Origin of the sequence: Psychrobacter sp. BI730, from assembly GCF_013414195.1 — a bacterium.
In the GTDB taxonomy this organism is placed as follows: Bacteria; Pseudomonadota; Gammaproteobacteria; order Pseudomonadales; family Moraxellaceae; genus Psychrobacter.
This window is the reverse complement of sequence record NZ_JAATTV010000004.1, coordinates 161,088-176,944: the sequence shown is the minus strand read 5'-3', so window position 1 is coordinate 176,944 and position 15,857 is coordinate 161,088. Positions and strand designations below refer to the sequence as shown.

The 15,857-nt window shown below is 42.9% G+C and carries 14 protein-coding genes; 4 read left to right on the top strand and 10 right to left on the bottom strand.

What is annotated here, in order from left to right; translation table 11 throughout:
* Window positions 1-25: 25 nt before the first annotated feature.
* Both HCZ91_RS04330 and HCZ91_RS04325 read right to left on the bottom strand, forming a co-directional pair.
* Window positions 26-1,426, bottom strand: a complete 1,401-nt coding sequence (locus HCZ91_RS04330) for an efflux RND transporter periplasmic adaptor subunit (protein WP_179798404.1) — start codon at window positions 1,424-1,426, stop codon at window positions 26-28.
* Between the two features lie 829 nt (window positions 1,427-2,255).
* A complete protein-coding gene (locus HCZ91_RS04325; protein ID WP_179798402.1) occupies window positions 2,256-3,281 on the bottom strand; it encodes a polyprenyl synthetase family protein in 1,026 nt (341 codons plus the stop codon).
* 569 nt (window positions 3,282-3,850) lie between these two features.
* On the opposite strand from HCZ91_RS04325, the gene rplU reads away from it, so the two are divergent.
* The 3 genes from rplU (at window position 3,851) to lolA (ending at window position 5,606) form a co-directional block, all read left to right on the top strand.
* Window positions 3,851-4,162, top strand: coding sequence for a 50S ribosomal protein L21 (rplU, locus tag HCZ91_RS04320; protein WP_057761012.1), 312 nt, complete (start codon window positions 3,851-3,853; stop codon window positions 4,160-4,162).
* 91 nt (window positions 4,163-4,253) lie between these two features.
* The gene (rpmA, locus tag HCZ91_RS04315) at window positions 4,254-4,511 is read left to right on the top strand and encodes a 50S ribosomal protein L27 (RefSeq protein ID WP_021813611.1); all 258 of its coding nucleotides are present in this window, start codon (window positions 4,254-4,256) and stop codon (window positions 4,509-4,511) included.
* 411 nt (window positions 4,512-4,922) lie between these two features.
* A complete protein-coding gene (gene lolA / locus HCZ91_RS04310) occupies window positions 4,923-5,606 on the top strand; it encodes an outer membrane lipoprotein chaperone LolA (RefSeq protein ID WP_102091002.1) in 684 nt (227 codons plus the stop codon).
* Between the two features lie 120 nt (window positions 5,607-5,726).
* Here lolA and scpB read toward each other — a convergent pair whose 3' ends face one another.
* From scpB to mrdA, 8 genes are all read right to left on the bottom strand, one after another.
* Window positions 5,727-6,287, bottom strand: coding sequence for an SMC-Scp complex subunit ScpB (scpB, locus tag HCZ91_RS04305; RefSeq protein ID WP_179798485.1), 561 nt, complete (start codon window positions 6,285-6,287; stop codon window positions 5,727-5,729).
* Between the two features lie 124 nt (window positions 6,288-6,411).
* Window positions 6,412-7,272, bottom strand: coding sequence for a segregation/condensation protein A (locus tag HCZ91_RS04300; protein ID WP_238069439.1), 861 nt, complete (start codon window positions 7,270-7,272; stop codon window positions 6,412-6,414).
* A gap of 138 nt (window positions 7,273-7,410) precedes the next feature.
* Entirely contained in the window at window positions 7,411-8,496 is a 1,086-nt protein-coding gene (locus HCZ91_RS04295; RefSeq protein WP_179798400.1) for a tryptophan--tRNA ligase, read from the bottom strand.
* A 108-nt stretch (window positions 8,497-8,604) separates the two neighbouring features.
* Entirely contained in the window at window positions 8,605-9,693 is a 1,089-nt protein-coding gene (locus HCZ91_RS04290; protein WP_179798399.1) for a lipid A biosynthesis acyltransferase, read from the bottom strand.
* Between the two features lie 332 nt (window positions 9,694-10,025).
* Window positions 10,026-10,412 (bottom strand): 30S ribosomal protein S9, encoded by a 387-nt coding sequence (gene rpsI / locus HCZ91_RS04285; RefSeq protein WP_101206364.1) that lies wholly within the window; start codon window positions 10,410-10,412, stop codon window positions 10,026-10,028.
* Between the two features lie 10 nt (window positions 10,413-10,422).
* A complete protein-coding gene (gene rplM / locus HCZ91_RS04280) occupies window positions 10,423-10,851 on the bottom strand; it encodes a 50S ribosomal protein L13 (protein ID WP_057761004.1) in 429 nt (142 codons plus the stop codon).
* 210 nt (window positions 10,852-11,061) lie between these two features.
* A complete protein-coding gene (gene rsmD / locus HCZ91_RS04275) occupies window positions 11,062-11,733 on the bottom strand; it encodes a 16S rRNA (guanine(966)-N(2))-methyltransferase RsmD (RefSeq protein ID WP_179798397.1) in 672 nt (223 codons plus the stop codon).
* A 99-nt stretch (window positions 11,734-11,832) separates the two neighbouring features.
* Window positions 11,833-13,818: a penicillin-binding protein 2 gene (gene mrdA / locus HCZ91_RS04270; RefSeq protein WP_179798395.1), complete on the bottom strand. Its 1,986-nt coding sequence runs from the start codon at window positions 13,816-13,818 to the stop codon at window positions 11,833-11,835.
* A gap of 493 nt (window positions 13,819-14,311) precedes the next feature.
* Between mrdA and HCZ91_RS04265 the strand changes: the two genes are divergently transcribed.
* Complete coding sequence (locus HCZ91_RS04265) at window positions 14,312-15,646, top strand: hypothetical protein (protein WP_102093742.1); 1,335 nt, start codon at window positions 14,312-14,314, stop codon at window positions 15,644-15,646.
* Window positions 15,647-15,857 lie beyond the last annotated feature (211 nt).

Genomic DNA, 15,857 nt, shown 5'->3' with positions numbered 1-15,857 from the left:
CTAAGTCTTCCTGTCTTGAATGGAATTAGTTGGCAGCGGCTTCTGTTGGTTTTTTGGTAGAAGTCTCATCGCCAGCTGGCTTTTTATCCATCGTTTTTGCGGCTTGCTGCGGCGTTTTGGTATTAGGCGCACTTTGTGCAGCTGGTGCTGGATTTGCACTTTCTAATGGTTTAGCGACCACTTCTTGGTCAGGCTTGACCTTAGCACCACCAATCACAACCACTTTGTCACCTGCTTTCAAGCCTTCAGTAACGACCCATTGTCCATCGTAAGTACCATTAATGGTGACCGGACGTACTTGGATTTTATTATTTTCGTCAACGATATAGACTTGCGTCTCACTCTTCGGCGTACGAGTGACTGCACTTTGCGGGACAAGGGCTGCGTTGGTAATAACACTCTGTGTCAAACGTGCCGTGACATACATACCTGGTAGCAGGATGTTATTGCTGTTTGGGAAAATAGCACGCAAGGTGACAGCGCCTGTTGACTCGTCAACTTTGGCTTCAGACAGTGCAAGCTTACCGCGTACTGGATAGACAGAACCATCTTCTAGTACCAATTCAACTGAGTTCATACCTGGCTGAGCAGTACCATCTGCTATCTGCTGACGAAGCTTTAGCAACTCAGAAGAAGACTGGCTGATATCAACGTAGATAGGGTCTAAGCGTGAAATAGTTACCAATGGATCTGCTTGACCAGCACTGACTAGAGTACCAGCAGTGACGCTAGAGCGATCAGTACGGCCAGTAAGCGGTGCGCGTACGATTGTACGGTTTAGATCTAAGGTACTGGCTTCTAAACCTGCTTTTGCGGTCTGAATGCCTGCTTTTGCACTCTCAATACCTGCTTGAGTTTGACCGACAGCGGCGGCGGCACTTTGTACAGCTGCTTGTGCCGTACGTACGGCTGTTTGTGCTTGATCGTACTGCTGCTTTGAGATGGCATCAATACTGACCAGACCTTGCAGACGTTGTAAGTCGTTTTGTGCTTGTGCTAATGACGCTTGACGACTGACCAACTCAGCTTTTGCATTGGCATTGTTTGCCACAGCAGTTTGATAGTTAGCCTGTGATTGCTGTACGGCGGCTTGGCCACTCGTTACAGATGAGGCATAGTTGTCGGTGTTGATGCGATATAGTGGCTGACCTTTTTTGACGTTACTTCCTTCACGGAATAGTACTTCGTCAATCACACCGTTGACCTGTGGGCGGACGTCAGCAGTTTGATAAGCTGCAGTACGTCCAGAAAAAGTTTGTACTTGAGGGACGGTATCGAGAGTGACTGTCTGAACGTTGACAACCGCAGGCGGCATTTGCTGCTGTGCGGCTTGCTCACCAGCGGCGTCCTCGTTTTTGTCACAGCCAACCAGTACAGCTCCAGATAGTACAGATGCTATTACAAGCGCAAGATAAGAGTGCTTCATCAATGTCCTCGGCAATATATATAAATAGTGACAGTATAAAAATCGATCAATAAGTTTGGCGTACTGAATATAAGGGTCTTGCTAATGCTAAATAACTTACTAATGCTAAATAAAAAGAATAAATAGCCTAAGCTAGCATTATTTATTCCAGTTTCAGATTATTCCGTCAGTGAAATACGACTAATAGAAAATCTGACATCGATATGGATTAAGTATCGAAAGGATTATTTAGCATTAATTGTTTAAGCAAACCACAGAATGGATTAATAAATTTAATGAGTCATTATAAACTATTGGGGTAACCCCACAGTCAAGTAGTTTCAGATATGAGCTGGACCGAAAAGCGGTAATATTACAGTTTACGAATTAATAGATTGCCGTCATAGTAAGCGTCGTCTCTATTAACAGCTAATAGAACCATGCACAACCTAGTATCAAAATATATTGTAAACTTTTGTTATAAATCTAAAACCCTATAGTAACTAAGGTTTTTAAACGATAGAAAATCGACTTTGTCAACAAAATGACAATTTTAGCAACCCCTAATTACAGTCATAAAAAATAACTATCAGTATCTCTCTACCTAGCGTTATCAAACTTTAACCGACTGTCAAAAAGCCTTATACGATTATAGTACTGCAAGAATGTATGAAACTTAAAGAAAGGTAACGATTTGGCTGACATGCTAGTTTTTAAGAGGGTGATTTCTAATTTATGTGCTTTTTATTTATCAATTGCTGAAGGAGTTTGCTAAAAAGCCATGCTAAAAAATCCTGTCAAAAAAAAGAGTCGCCTTAATTAGTTAATAACACAGACGACTCAGCGTTAATTATACTAATCGGGCGCTAGCGAGTTCAGTCAATTGATATAAGCCTGTACGATAACGGTTGTCTGGTAACGTACTAAGGGCATCTTGTGCCAGTTTAGTTTCTTCTAGAGCGCGCTGCTTACAATAAGCCAATGAGCCAGAACTACGTACCAATTCAATAAGCTGTTCAGCATTTGGTGTCTTACCTGTCTGAACGGCAATACGTAACTGCTCATAGCCTTCAGTGTCGCTGTCTTTGAGTAGCTCGAGTGCTTTGATAGTCGGTAGGGTAGGTTTGCCTTCAGCAAGATCATCGCCTAAGTTTTTGCCCATCACTTCACTGTCGCCACTATAGTCGAGCACATCATCGATAATTTGGAACGCATTACCAAAATGCTGTCCGAAATCGCCCAATGCCGTCATATATTCTGTCTTGTCTTGCAAGATAGCAGCACCTTGGGTCGCCATCATGAACAGGCGTGATGTTTTGCCATCGATAATGCGTAAGTAATCTTCCTCTGTTGCGGCAGGGTTATGCTGGTGCTGTAGCTGTAATACTTCGCCTTCGGCAATGTCACAAGTCCCATCTGAGAACACTTGTAACAACGGCAAGCTCTGAAAACCAACCAAAAGGTTAAAGGCGCGAGCAATCAAATAATCACCGACCAACACAGCAGTGGCATTATCCCACGTCGCGTTTGCCGTCGGTTTTCCACGGCGTTGCCCTGACTCATCGATGACATCGTCATGGACTAGGGTAGCGGTATGTAGCATTTCAGTGATAGCTGCTAGATGCATGGCCTTTTCTGAAGGATTGTCATCAAACATACGTGCGCAAAGCAATGTAATCAGCGGACGCATACGCTTGCCACCAGCATTTATCACGTGTTGCGAGACGCTCATAACGAGTTGTACTTTTGAGTTCAAACTGCCAAACACTTGCTTGTCCATTACCTCAAAGTCGTTGGCTACAATACTTTGAATATCAGCATAGCTAGGCGTCGATTGAGAGGCAGGCACGGTATTATTTAAAGAGGTACTAGTCATAATAAATAGTCATATTAATAAGAGTAAAGAGAGTTGGTATAACCTTGACTTTATCTATCTATAGGTAAGGTATTATTTCGCTTATGATAGCATAGCTATCTGCTTAAATTGTTGGTTAAAGTATATAGTACAAGTAGGTAAAGCGTATGATATATAGGGCTTACTATGCCTATTGAATAGGATAAAAACGATAAGAAATGTCTTGTGTTTTACAGATATATCTTCTAGCGCATTTTAAGCTTATTGGTCACATAAATGATTCATAAAAGGCTGTAAGTAACTGATTGCATAAGTTATAATGGCCGCTGTTGGGCTTAATCTATCACTTATCTTTACTATTTCTCATGTTTATATTCGTATTGTCGTTTATGGACTTTCTTTGATGAGCAGCCGTTATAGCTAAATGAGAGATGGTCATTAGTGTAACCACCTTGCAAAAACAAGAGGCGCGGCTTGCTTTTATGAGCAAAAAGCCGTAAAATCTTGCCTTTAATTTTTCCCTGTCGTGTTCGTCGTAAAAGCGTTGGTATAACATCAGCCACGGCACACGGGTTAAACGGAGTCATACAATGTACGCAGTAATCAAAACTGGTGGTAAACAGCACCGTGTAGTCGTCGATGAGTTGCTTAAAGTTGAACTACTAAAAGCAGAAAAAGGCGAAACAATCAAATTTGAAGACGTGTTGATGGTTGTTGACGGTGATAACGTCAAAATCGGTCAGCCTGTTGTTGACGGCGCTAGCGTAGAAGTTGAAGTTGTTGAGCATGGTCGCGGCGAAAAAATTCGTATCATCAAGCACAACCGTCGTAAGCATTATCACAAAGAACAAGGTCACCGCCAATGGTACACCTTGTTAAAAATCAAAGCGATTAATGCCTAATTATCCATTTAGCAATTATTGCTAAATAGCGCACTAAATGCTTAAGAGTTATCGCATCAGCGGTAAGTCAAATTAACAAGGAGATTTTCTCATGGCACATAAAAAAGCTGCCGGTTCGAGCCGTAACGGTCGTGATTCAAACCCAAAAATGCTAGGCGTAAAAATCTTTGGTGGCCAAGCTATCACAGCTGGTAACATCATCGTTCGTCAACGTGGTACAGAATTCCACGCAGGCGAAGGCGTTGGCATGGGTCGTGACCATACTTTATTTGCACTGAATGACGGTGTTGTAAAGTTTGCGACCAAAGGTAAATTTAACCGTCGTTATGTTACGGTTGAAAACGCATAATTATCTATTTAGATCGTTTTATTCTTTGGATAGAATGATTAGATAATTAAAAAAGCCCTTACTGCCTTATGGTAGTAGGGGCTTTTTACGTTTGTGGGGTGATATAAATTAATAATAATTCTAAGCGATATCTTTAAAGCCACTATTAGCATAATTACTGTAGCTAATAATTATAAATGCAAACTTTTACCGTGTAACTGTATTGGTTACAAGCGTGTATGGCAGCCGTAGTAAAGATTGCAAATCATGACTAGGCGCGTAATAAAAAAACTGGCACACTGTTGCCATTGCTGATGGTTACCAGCTTTAGCTTGGTAAAATCAGTATTTATAGAAAACAAAAATTTCAATAGAATATTTTATTTTTAGCGACAACTTTAAAGCGATTATGCTTTTTTAGAGAGGATTTATGATGAACTTATCTACGAAAAAATCAACCAAACAAAAAATGATGAGTGGGGCTTTAGCAGGTGTATTAATGACATCGCTAGGTGTCGCAGCGCCAATGATGGCATTGACTCAAACGGCTACAGCAGCTCCTGCTGACAACCTAACAGCTGCTAAACGTTTGAACAAATTGCTGACCAATACCAAGAGTATGACAGCCAATTTTAGTCAAACAACTAAAGGCGCGAGTAGTGGTACGTTTAAAGGCTCTATGAGTGTCCAACGTCCAAATAACTTCCGCTGGGAAACCAAGTCACCATCAGAGCAGCTGATCGTTGCTAATGGTAATTCTATGTGGGTTTATGACAAGGATTTAGAGCAAGCGACCAAGCAAAACGTCGACAGCCAAGTAGGTAATACACCAGCTTTGCTACTGTCAGGTGATCCGAGCAAAATTGATCAAAACTTCAAAATCACTCAGCCATATGACAACAAAAACTACTATGTACTCTATCCTAAGTCAGACAGTGCAAGTTTTAAAAGTCTCTCAATAAGCTTTAGTGGTGGCAAACCTGTCATGATGGTATTGAATGACACCTTGGGTCAAACAACTTCTATCAAGTTCAGCGGTATTAAGATGAACCCAAGTATTGGTAGCAGTCAGTTTAAATTTACACCGCCAAAGGGTGTTGATGTGATTAATCAGTAATTAACAGATATATTGCTAGGTTTTGATATCAGTTCAAAATTAGCAACATAATAAAAAGGACAGATCCTATGCGGTCTGTCCTTTTTTATGTGAGTAACTATAGTTTGTTCAGCAGAAAATTTAAGACATGGATCGTATGGTTTCCATATCTGGCATAGGTGGTAATTCATCTAAATGGCTTAATCCAAAGGCATCTAAAAACTGCGCAGTAGTATGAAGCAATGCAGGACGGCCTAAAGTATCTTTAAAGCCTTTCTCCACAATCCAGCCTTTATCAAACAACTGGCGCAGTATATTGCTCGATAATGTTACTCCGCGCACATGCTCGATATCACTGCGTGTCACAGGTTGTTTATAAGCAATGACACTTAGGGTTTCAAGTAAAGCTTGGCTCAAACGTTCCTGACGCTGCGGAAAAATACGCTGAATTAGACTGCTATAGTCATCAGATATCTGTAAACGATAACCGCTGGCGGTCTCATGTAGCCTAAGCACACCTGTATCTAAGCGTTGTTGGAGTACTTCCAAAGTTTGCTTTAATTCTTTAGTAGATAATGACAAATGTTTTTTTAACGAGTGAGCTGTCAGCGGTGCCTCTGAGGCATGCAGCAGCACCTCAATACGTTTACTCATCTCTTCCAAAGAATCATGCTGCGCTTCAGCTGATGGTGATGTAGTCATAGCTGTTGATTCTTGGGTTTCGTCATGTTGCTTTGGGTCTTCAATATCTACCATCTAAAGTATGCTCTTATTTCAATATTGTGATTTTGATAGAGAATGGGCTAGGAGACAGTCTTAGAGCCTGCTAGGCAAGCCACTGTAACGTAAGTGCGGTAGGCTCACTATCCATATCAGACGGTTCGTCATTGAGAGCAGAGTTGACGATATCGCTATCTACCTCAGTATGGACAACACCAACCAACTGTCGCTTTATAAGCTCAAGTACGGCGACGAAACTCACGACCACGCCTATTTTACCTTGTGCTTTATCTAGTAGTTCATAAAAGGAGCGCGCCCCATCTGTACTTAATTGCCTGCTAATACTGGCAATACGATCGGCAAGGGGTACTGCATCAACTTTGATTGTATGCATTTGATAGTCAGGCTGTAGTTGCATTTTAAATAAGCTATCAATCAGCAAGTTAGGTGAGTAGCTTGGCAGTTCCGCATTCATAACATCTTGACCAGGCATACTAACCATTGCCAAAAACACATCGCGCTCTAGACGTACTAGATTGTCTAAGCGCTGACTGACCACTTTGATTTGCGCGTATTCTTCGAGGCGTTCGATCAGTTCTGCTTTTGGGTCACGCTCATCGGTTGGGGTGTCAGGGGCGGGTAATAGTAGTTCGGTTTTGATAGCGATGAGCGTTGATGCCATTAGCAGATAATCACCCGCTAATTCAAAGTGCTCGGTATCCAATTCACCGATATAAGCTAAATATTGCTCAGTGATGGGCAGAATGGGCATCTGGGTCAAATCGACGTTGTTCTTTTTGACCAAATACAATAGAAAATCCAATGGACCAGCGAATTGCTCTAACCAAATAGCAAAGGCTTGCGGTGGTACATATAGATCTTCTGGCAAATGCTGCACAGGCGTTTGATAGATACGTAGCGACATATCATGGTTGACTGATTCATCAGGCTCATTCTGATTGTCCATAGGCTCAGAAGTTGAATCAGCCATAGCAGATAAGGCGGCTTTAGACAAAGCCGCCTGTTTGGTGTTTGGTTCAGTTTGCACGTTTAGCACCCGCTTTGATAATAAATTGCGCCAGTAAAACGACTATTCCAGCAACGATTATTTAAGCTTAGCAAGCGGACGGATACCGATAGCACGGCGAGCTTTGTCTAGTTGCTTACGACTATGGCGACGGGCTTTATCCGCACCCATCTGCAAGATTTCTTCTAGCTCTTTTGGATTGGCCATCAGCTCTTCATAACGTGCACGGAATGGCGCGATTTCGTCATTAATCTTATCAAACAGAGCTTGCTTAGCGTCACCCCAGCCAATACCAGCGGCATAACGCGCACGCATATCAGCAATCTCTTCAGGGGTCGCAAATGCTTTATAAATCTCAAAGATAGCTGAGTCATCTGGATCTTTTGGCTCATCAGGTAACTGTGAGTTAGTCACGATCTTCATGATGGCTTTATGCATTTGTTTTTCAGGACTGACTTGTGGATTTGGCTCACCGAAGAGGGGAATCGTATTGCTATAGCTCTTACTCATTTTGCGGCCATCAAGCCCAGTAAGCAGCGGTATATCGTTATCAACGACTGCGGACGGTAACGTAAAAAGCGATTTATAACGATGATTAAAAGTACCTGCGATATCACGCGCCATCTCGATATGCTGCACTTGGTCACGACCAACAGGCACGTGGGTCGCATTAAACATCAAAATATCAGCCGCCATTAGCACTGGATAACCAAACAGACCCATGGTGACACCTTGATCAGGATCGACATCGGCTTTCTCTGTATTGATATCAACGGCTGCTTTATAGGCATGGGCGCGGTTCATCAAACCTTTGGCACATGAGCAGTTCAAAATCCAAGCAAGCTCTGGAATTTCAGGTACGTCTGACTGACGGTAGAATGTCACACGCTCTGGGTCTAGACCACAAGCAATCCACGTAGCGGCAATGGCTCTAGTCGATTCATGAATGATAGCAGGGTCATAGCAGCCGATGATGCCATGGTAGTCTGCTAAAAAGAAAAACGCTTCATGATCACTGTTTTGAATAGACTCAATCGCTGGACGAATCGCACCAACATAGTTACCCAAGTGCGGAATACCAGTTGGTTTGATACCAGTCAGAATACGCTTAGCTTCGGTTGAAGTATCAGAATTTTGATTGTCAGGAGTACTTTTATTGCTCATGGAAAATCCGTTATTTTGTTTATCAAATTATTATCAGTGCATAGCTAAAATGCAAAATATTAGCCGCAAAGTATAGCAAACTTCACCAGTATTTTTGGGAATAAAGGCTTACTTATAGATATCAGTACGACCGTTTGGCCCATGTTTAAAACGACGATGGAACCACATCCACTGCGTAGGATCAATACGAATGAGCCCTTCTAAAACTTCATTGACCCGAGTGGCATCAGCGACTTCATCTTTACTTGGATAGTTGTCTAATTCTGGCGTAATTGTTAAATGATAATGGGGACGTTTACCACGCGGCAAGTTGTCAGGCGTTTGCCGATAAGTATGCAATGCCATGACAGCTGGTGGCTTTGCTTTGCTACCCAGTTTTGCCATGCGACGCGATGCAGTGATAGTCGCGGCGGGCACACCGAAAAATGGTGCCATGACCCCTTGCTTAAGGCCATAGTCTTGGTCAGGAGAGTACCAAATGACGTGTCCTGCTTTGATAGAAGTAACTAAGCTTCGCATATCACGACTAGAGATTTGCTTACCAAATATATTGGTACGACCATTATAGATAAACCAGTCCAGCAAAGGGTTGTTTTGCGTACGATACATACAATCTACTGGGAAAAACTGCGCACATAATAGGCCGCCCAAATCTAGCATCGTATAATGCGCACCGAGCAGGATAACTGGCCGCTGCTCATTTTGCGCATTAACAATATGCTGTAACCCTGAGATGGATACAGTTCTAGTAAATACATCTGGCCTGAACCAAGCGCATAATGTTTCAAACACACCAATGCCTTGATTGACAAATACTTGCTTGGCCATTAATTCACGTTCAGCTTCAGGCTTCTCTGGAAAAGCCAACTTCAGGTTGATTAATGTATCGCGTCTACGTGAGCCAGCAGCTTTATAAATCAATATACCAAGCTTACGACCTAGCCAAAACTGCCAACGTAACGGCAGATATATCATGGGTAGCATTATTAAGAATAATAACCAAATGCCCCAATTCTTTGGTGATAAAAACTGCCACTGAAATGGCTTGTTATCTGCTTGCGCTGTACGCTTATGATTTTGAGTAATCGTCGGTGTGCCAGCAGGTATAGCAGGCGACTTAGCCGACTGTTTCATGCTAGGTGGCACGCTGCTATTGGCAGATGGCTTGCTAGGGTCGAATTGTTCTGGCGCTTTCATAATATCCTTCTGCGGCACGGTTTGAGGCATCATGGCTAATAATAAAAAGTTACTGATATGATGGGGTAGCGTTAAACGCTTTGCAAGTTAGAATTTCTACAGAGGCTCTACTCTGTAGGATCGAAACAAAGTGCCCATGTTAGTTATTGCCGCAAAACAAAGCTGGTTTGATGAAGACAATCAGATAATCAACACGCTATCAGTAGGCATAAAAAAACCTTATAAGCTGTGACCAGCTTATAAGGTTTTGCAAAACCAGACTCTTATTTAACTTTGCTACTGAAGCTCTGAGAAAAAGACAACAGCAGCAAAAATATAAGAGATAGTTTTGATTAACGTTTTGAGAACTGTGGACGTTTACGTGCTTTACGTAGACCCAGTTTCTTACGTTCAACTTGACGTGAATCACGAGTAACAAAACCAGCTGCTTTTAGGGCAGGCTTCAAAGTTTCGTCAGCTTCGATTAATGCACGTGTGATGCCGTGGCGGATTGCGCCAGCTTGACCACTAATACCACCGCCTGCAACAGTTACATATAAATCATATGCGTTAACAGAGTCTAGTAGTTCTAATGGCTGACGTACAACCATGCGTGAAGTTTCACGGCTGAAGTATTCGTCAAGTGGCTTACCGTTAACAACGATACTACCAGTACCTTTTGATAAAAATACACGAGCAGTAGACGTCTTGCGGCGACCAGTTCCGTAATTGCGTTCCATAAGTATATCCTTAGATGTCTAGTTCTTTAGGTTGCTGTGCAGTATGTGGATGATCAGTACCCGCATAAAGTTTCAGCTTCTTGATCATCGCATAGCCAAGAGGGCCCTTTGGAAGCATACCCTTAACTGCTTTGTGTAGAACATCTTCAGGCTTATGTGCAAGCAACTTATTGAAGTTGGTTTCTTTAATACCACCTGGGTAGCCACTGTGACGATAGTACTTTTTGTCTTGTGCTTTTTTACCCGTTACCGTGATTTTGTCAGCATTGATGACAACAATAAAGTCACCAGTATCAACGTGCGGAGTAAAAGAAGGCTTGTGCTTGCCACGTAAGCGAGTTGCGATTTGAGTGGCTAAGCGACCAAGGGTTTTGCCGTCAGCATCTACGACATACCAGTCATGGGTCACTTCAGCTGGTTTTGCACTAAGTGTTTTCATGATAAAACCTTAAAATTAGAATTCGTTGAGAGTTTAGCTGGGAACGGGGCTCTCAAAAAACAGACTGCACATTATAAGCAGTAGCGCCTACGCTTGCAAGCTGCATTGGGGTTTATTTTCGCCTTATATACATTAAACTGCAGCGTCGGCCAGTTTTTAGCGGTTCTAAACATTTGTAAAATACGTTAACGGCTTTCATTAACCCGACAATTATGACGATGATAGACGATAAAGTCCAGCAACAACTTGTCCGACTTTGGTTTGTTTGAGGCAATTAAAGCTGATTGGCGCTTGTATCATTGATGTTTCATTGAATATATTCGCTAGCTGATTCAATTGTGCTGCTAAGTCTTTATCGGCCTCTAAATAAATAAGGGTCGTGGGGCTAATGAGCGACTGGCTGATAAGCGTCGTTAAAATCGGCTGCCACAAATCTTCAGCATAGGGCGGATCGATAAAGACAATATCAAAAGGGCGCGAGACAAGGTGACTTTGCATCAATACTTGCTCTGCGGTGCCATTGATAATCTGATAGGTATCAGCGTCGAGGCGTAATTGCTCAGCACTCTGACGTAGCATGTTACTTTGTGCTGGATTAATTTCGATAAATGTCGTGTGGGTCGCACCGCGAGATAGCGCTTCAAACCCCAGTACGCCACTGCCGGCACAGCTATCGAGCACATGGGCATCATGAATGTCAGCGAGTAGCCAGTTAAATAAAGTCTCCCGCAAGCGATCTGGGGTCGGGCGCAGGCCATCTGCATCGATAAAACTTACAATACGGCGCTTAAACTGACCGCCAATGATGCGCACATCACCCGCTGCCGCACTTTTCGCCTTACGGTTATTCTTTGGTGCGCGTCCATTTGAGGCTTTTTTCATTATCGTGTCTCGCTTACCAATTCTTTGCTAGGTTTTACTTTACTAAGTCTTATTTCACTAGGTTTTGCTTTTTATACTATTAATCACTTAAACGTCTAGTTACTCAGACGTCGCTGCTGCCGCTTCAGCTTCCGCCGCTTCTTTCTCTTCCAATGCTTTTGCTTCTTTATCACGAATGGCATCACGCATCGCTTTTTCAAAAGCCTTTTGGCGTTTAATGACTTTTAGCTCATCAGCAGAAGGTGGCAGCACTGGATCTGTCTTACGTTGTAATACCCAGTAATCAAACAGAGCACGGCCAATAGGCGCTGCAACAGCACTACCACCGCCGCCATTTTCGACCAATACTGCAAGGGCAATCTGCGGGTCTTCTACTGGGGCAAAACCATTAAACCAAGCATGATCCCAGTGACGCTTATCGATTGCCGACTTGTCATAGCGCTGGCCTTGAGCGATAGACTTTACCTGTGCAGTACCTGTTTTACCAGCGATACGATAGCGTGGAGTATAGATGCCGCGGCCTGTCCCTCTTTTGACGGTGTCTTCCATAGCATCATGCATTCGTAGCCAGTCAGACGGCTTACCGTTATAGTCTATTTTGCCATCTGGCTTAGTGATGATTTTGACGTCCGCAGCACCGTCACTGCTCTTTAATAAATGCGGGGTAATGTGCTGTCCTTTACTGGCAGTCATGGCTGTAGCATTAGCAATCTGTAGCGGCGTTGCCAAGAAATACCCTTGTCCAATACTGACCGAGATGGTTTCGCCCGGTAGCCAGTCTTTATCGTAAGTGTCTTTTTTCCATTTTGGCGATGGCATGATGCCTGATTTTTCGTTGGGCAAATCAATGCCTGTTTGTTGACCAAAACCAAAGCGTGTCATCCAATCATGTAGACGTTGTATGCCCATCTCGTAGGCCAGTTTGTAGTAATACGTATCGACCGACATCATGATGGATTTTTTGAGGTCTACCGTGCCATGACCGCCACGTTTCCAGTCACGGAATCGATGCGTGTCACCAGGTAAGCTAAAATAACCAGGGTCATAGATAGTGCTGTTCCAATCGCGTAGACCATAATGAATACCGCCCAAACCTTCGAACGGTTTAATAGTAGAAGCAGGGGGGTACATCCCTTGGAGTGCGCGATTGTATAGTGGCTGATCTAAATCTTCGCGTAGATCGTCGTAGTCTTTGAAAGAAATACCCGATATGAAAGGGTTAGGGTCGTAGCTTGGATTACTAACAAATGCCAATACATCACCGTTTTTGGGATCTATCGCGACGATTGCACCGCGGCGTCCATCGAGTTGCTGTTGGGCGATGGTTTGCAAACCATAATCCAAGCTCAACGTAATATCGTTACCCGCTATTGGCGGCTTGGTATCCAGTTGACGTAAGATATTCCCATGTGCGTCTGTCTCTACCGATTGATAACCCGGTTGCCCAAGCAAAATATCTTCATAGTAGTCTTCGATACCGATTTTACCAATCAAGTCAGTACCAGCGTAACGATCTTTATCGATACGCTTTGACTCTTTGTCATTGATACGCCCGACATAGCCGATGACATGAGCAAACAGCTCATCATAAGGATAAGAGCGCGTAAGCTTGCTTTGGATAGAAACCCCGCGGAAGAATGGCTTACGCTCGCTAAACTGAGCCAACTGTGCTTCTGTTAAATCAATCTTGATGGTTACAGGGTCGTTTTTATTTTTACTTAGACGCGCCAAGATATCAGTAATATCTGTATCGGTTAAATCAAAAATCGGCGCAAGCAGATGCAACGTGCGCTCAGGATTTTCGACCTCATCAGGGCTGAGCATCGCTGTAAATACAGGCTGATTGTCTGCCAGTATTACCCCGTTACGATCATAGATATACCCACGACTAGGCGGCGCAGATATCAGTTTGATACGGTTGTTATCGGCTTGCGTTGTGTACTGATCATGAGCGTAGACTTGCAAATACCCATAACGTGTTATCAAACCGCCCAAACCAATCAATATTATAATCCCAAAGATGATAATACGATTGGTAAAGGTACTGTTGACCTGTTCGGTATTGGGAGTTATCGGTTTATTCATAGAAGATCAGAGCCCAAACGGTCAGTGAGTCAATAAAAGAAAAATAAGAGGGCAGGTTGGTTAACCAAAGTGCGGTGAGTCTAAAAGATAATGCAAATGGTTTCAATCACATAGAAGGGTATGGTGTGAAATCGTCATGCAGTCATTTATACGCAGGTAGTTTTTGTTATTTCACTACAAATTATAACAGAACAAATGAGCAGGCGCAGTACTCAGTCATATATTTTGTCTTGATTATCTACTGACCAAGCACTGGCTTATATTTAGGTTTTTATTGGGGAGCAGACGATATCAACCATGTCATCTTTAGTCACAACTTGCCGCTGGTCTATATGTGCTAATAAATGGCAAGTATGCTAAAATCAAGCGATTTATTTTATAGTAGTTATTATGGGCGGAGCGTCTTTTGAAACGTTCTCATTTTGCTAAAGTCTCGTTATCAGTAGCGACAATATTAGCAACGACAATCAACCTGTCAGGGACTAGATAAGTCATGGACGTAAATTCATTATGGCAGACGATAGCTGAACATCCAGAGTTCTTTGCCATGCTGACCATTCCACCAGTGACGGCATTCGTCACTTGGGTACATGTGTGGATGGCGCTCAAGATGCTGTTTTATCCGGTTAAGTTCTGGGGTATTCGTATTCCTAACTTCCCGTTTTTTGGGTTGCCAGGTATCGGTTGGCAAGGTATCGTTCCGCGCAAAGCGGGCAAGATATCAGGAGTTATCGTTGACCAGACGCTCTCAAAACTCGGTTCGCTTGATGAGTTTTTTAAGGCGATGGAGCCTGAGCAAATGGCGATATTTGTCACTGATACGGTAGACAAAAACCTTGAGCCATTGATTGATGAGATTATGTTGGATCACTCGCCAGCATTGTGGGGCAACCTTCCTTACGCCCTAAAGCGCCGTGTCTATGCGCAAGCACACAAAGAGCTGCCCAGTATTATGCAGTCGCTTGTGACAGATTTGACTTATCATGTCGAAGACTTGGTCGATATGCGTAAAATGATTGTCAACACCATGGAAAACGATCGTCGCCTGATGGTCAATATGTTTTTAAAGGTCGGCCAAAAAGAAATCGATTTTATCTGGCACATCAGTGCGTTGATTGGTCTAGTGTTTGGTATTATCCAGATGTTTATATTTTTGGTGGTGCCGCAGCATTGGACTGTGCCGTTCTTTGCTGCGATTTGGGGTTTTCTCACCAATTGGATTGCCATTTGGATGGTGTTTAATCCAGTAGAGCCGCACTTTATACCTTATTTAAAGCTGTTTTCGGTGCAGAGTCGCTTTCCATTTATCAAACCCGTCATACCACATATTGCAAAGTATCGTTTGCAAGGCGGCTTTATGAAGCGCCAAGAGGAAGTTTCTGAGGTTTTTGCTGAAATTGTGGTAAAGGATTTGGTCACTTTAGAAAACATCATGAATGAGATGATGTATGGTGACCGCTCAGCGCAAACTCGTGATTTGATGAAATCGCATCTATATACGGTGCTAGAGTCACCAGTGATTAGCACGACTCTACGTGTGGGGTTGGGACGCCGTGATTATGGCCAACTTAAAAATACCATTATCGACAAATCTATTGTCGCAACGATGGTGCCACTGCGAGATCCTGAGCTAAATGAAAGCCGAGCCAGTAAGATATTTGGTCTGTTTCGCGATAGAATACGTGCGCTCACGCCAAATGAGTTTCAGAACCTATTGCGTCCCGCTTTCCGCGAGGATGAGATGACGTTGATTGTTTTGGGCGGTTTGACTGGTTTTCTAGCAGGTTGGTTGCATTTAGTGTTAGTATTTTTCCCCTCGATGCAATAATGCATCAATAAGTATTTTTAATTAGTCATGAACGGCTGTATTGAATAAGCTTTGAATAACTAAAAAATGTAAAATTAACAACAGATAAGCATTTTGTATCAATCATTCATATTGGTACGTCACAATGATAGTAGCGGGTTTTATGTGCTTCTACAGCAATTGAAACCTCAGTTTTTAACCGTAAACTATGACCGCATAAAGGACTATTAGC

Bases quoted from the DNA above. Each gene is read 5' to 3' on its own strand.
- scpB (WP_179798485.1), bottom strand. From the start codon at position 6,287: ATGACTACATCACCATCAGCTGAAGCGCAGCATGATTCTTTGGAAGAG.
- HCZ91_RS04295 (WP_179798400.1), bottom strand. From the start codon at position 8,496: ATGAGCAATAAAAGTACTCCTGACAATCAAAATTCTGATACTTCAACC.
- rpmA (WP_021813611.1), top strand. From the start codon at position 4,254: ATGGCACATAAAAAAGCTGCCGGTTCGAGCCGTAACGGTCGTGATTCA.
- HCZ91_RS04290 (WP_179798399.1), bottom strand. From the start codon at position 9,693: ATGAAAGCGCCAGAACAATTCGACCCTAGCAAGCCATCTGCCAATAGC.
- rplU (WP_057761012.1), top strand. From the start codon at position 3,851: ATGTACGCAGTAATCAAAACTGGTGGTAAACAGCACCGTGTAGTCGTC.
- rpsI (WP_101206364.1), bottom strand. From the start codon at position 10,412: ATGGAACGCAATTACGGAACTGGTCGCCGCAAGACGTCTACTGCTCGT.
- HCZ91_RS04325 (WP_179798402.1), bottom strand. From the start codon at position 3,281: ATGACTAGTACCTCTTTAAATAATACCGTGCCTGCCTCTCAATCGACG.
- rplM (WP_057761004.1), bottom strand. From the start codon at position 10,851: ATGAAAACACTTAGTGCAAAACCAGCTGAAGTGACCCATGACTGGTAT.
- HCZ91_RS04265 (WP_102093742.1), top strand. From the start codon at position 14,312: ATGGACGTAAATTCATTATGGCAGACGATAGCTGAACATCCAGAGTTC.
- lolA (WP_102091002.1), top strand. From the start codon at position 4,923: ATGAACTTATCTACGAAAAAATCAACCAAACAAAAAATGATGAGTGGG.
- HCZ91_RS04300 (WP_238069439.1), bottom strand. From the start codon at position 7,272: ATGGACAATCAGAATGAGCCTGATGAATCAGTCAACCATGATATGTCG.
- rsmD (WP_179798397.1), bottom strand. From the start codon at position 11,733: ATGAAAAAAGCCTCAAATGGACGCGCACCAAAGAATAACCGTAAGGCG.
- mrdA (WP_179798395.1), bottom strand. From the start codon at position 13,818: ATGAATAAACCGATAACTCCCAATACCGAACAGGTCAACAGTACCTTT.
- HCZ91_RS04330 (WP_179798404.1), bottom strand. From the start codon at position 1,426: ATGAAGCACTCTTATCTTGCGCTTGTAATAGCATCTGTACTATCTGGA.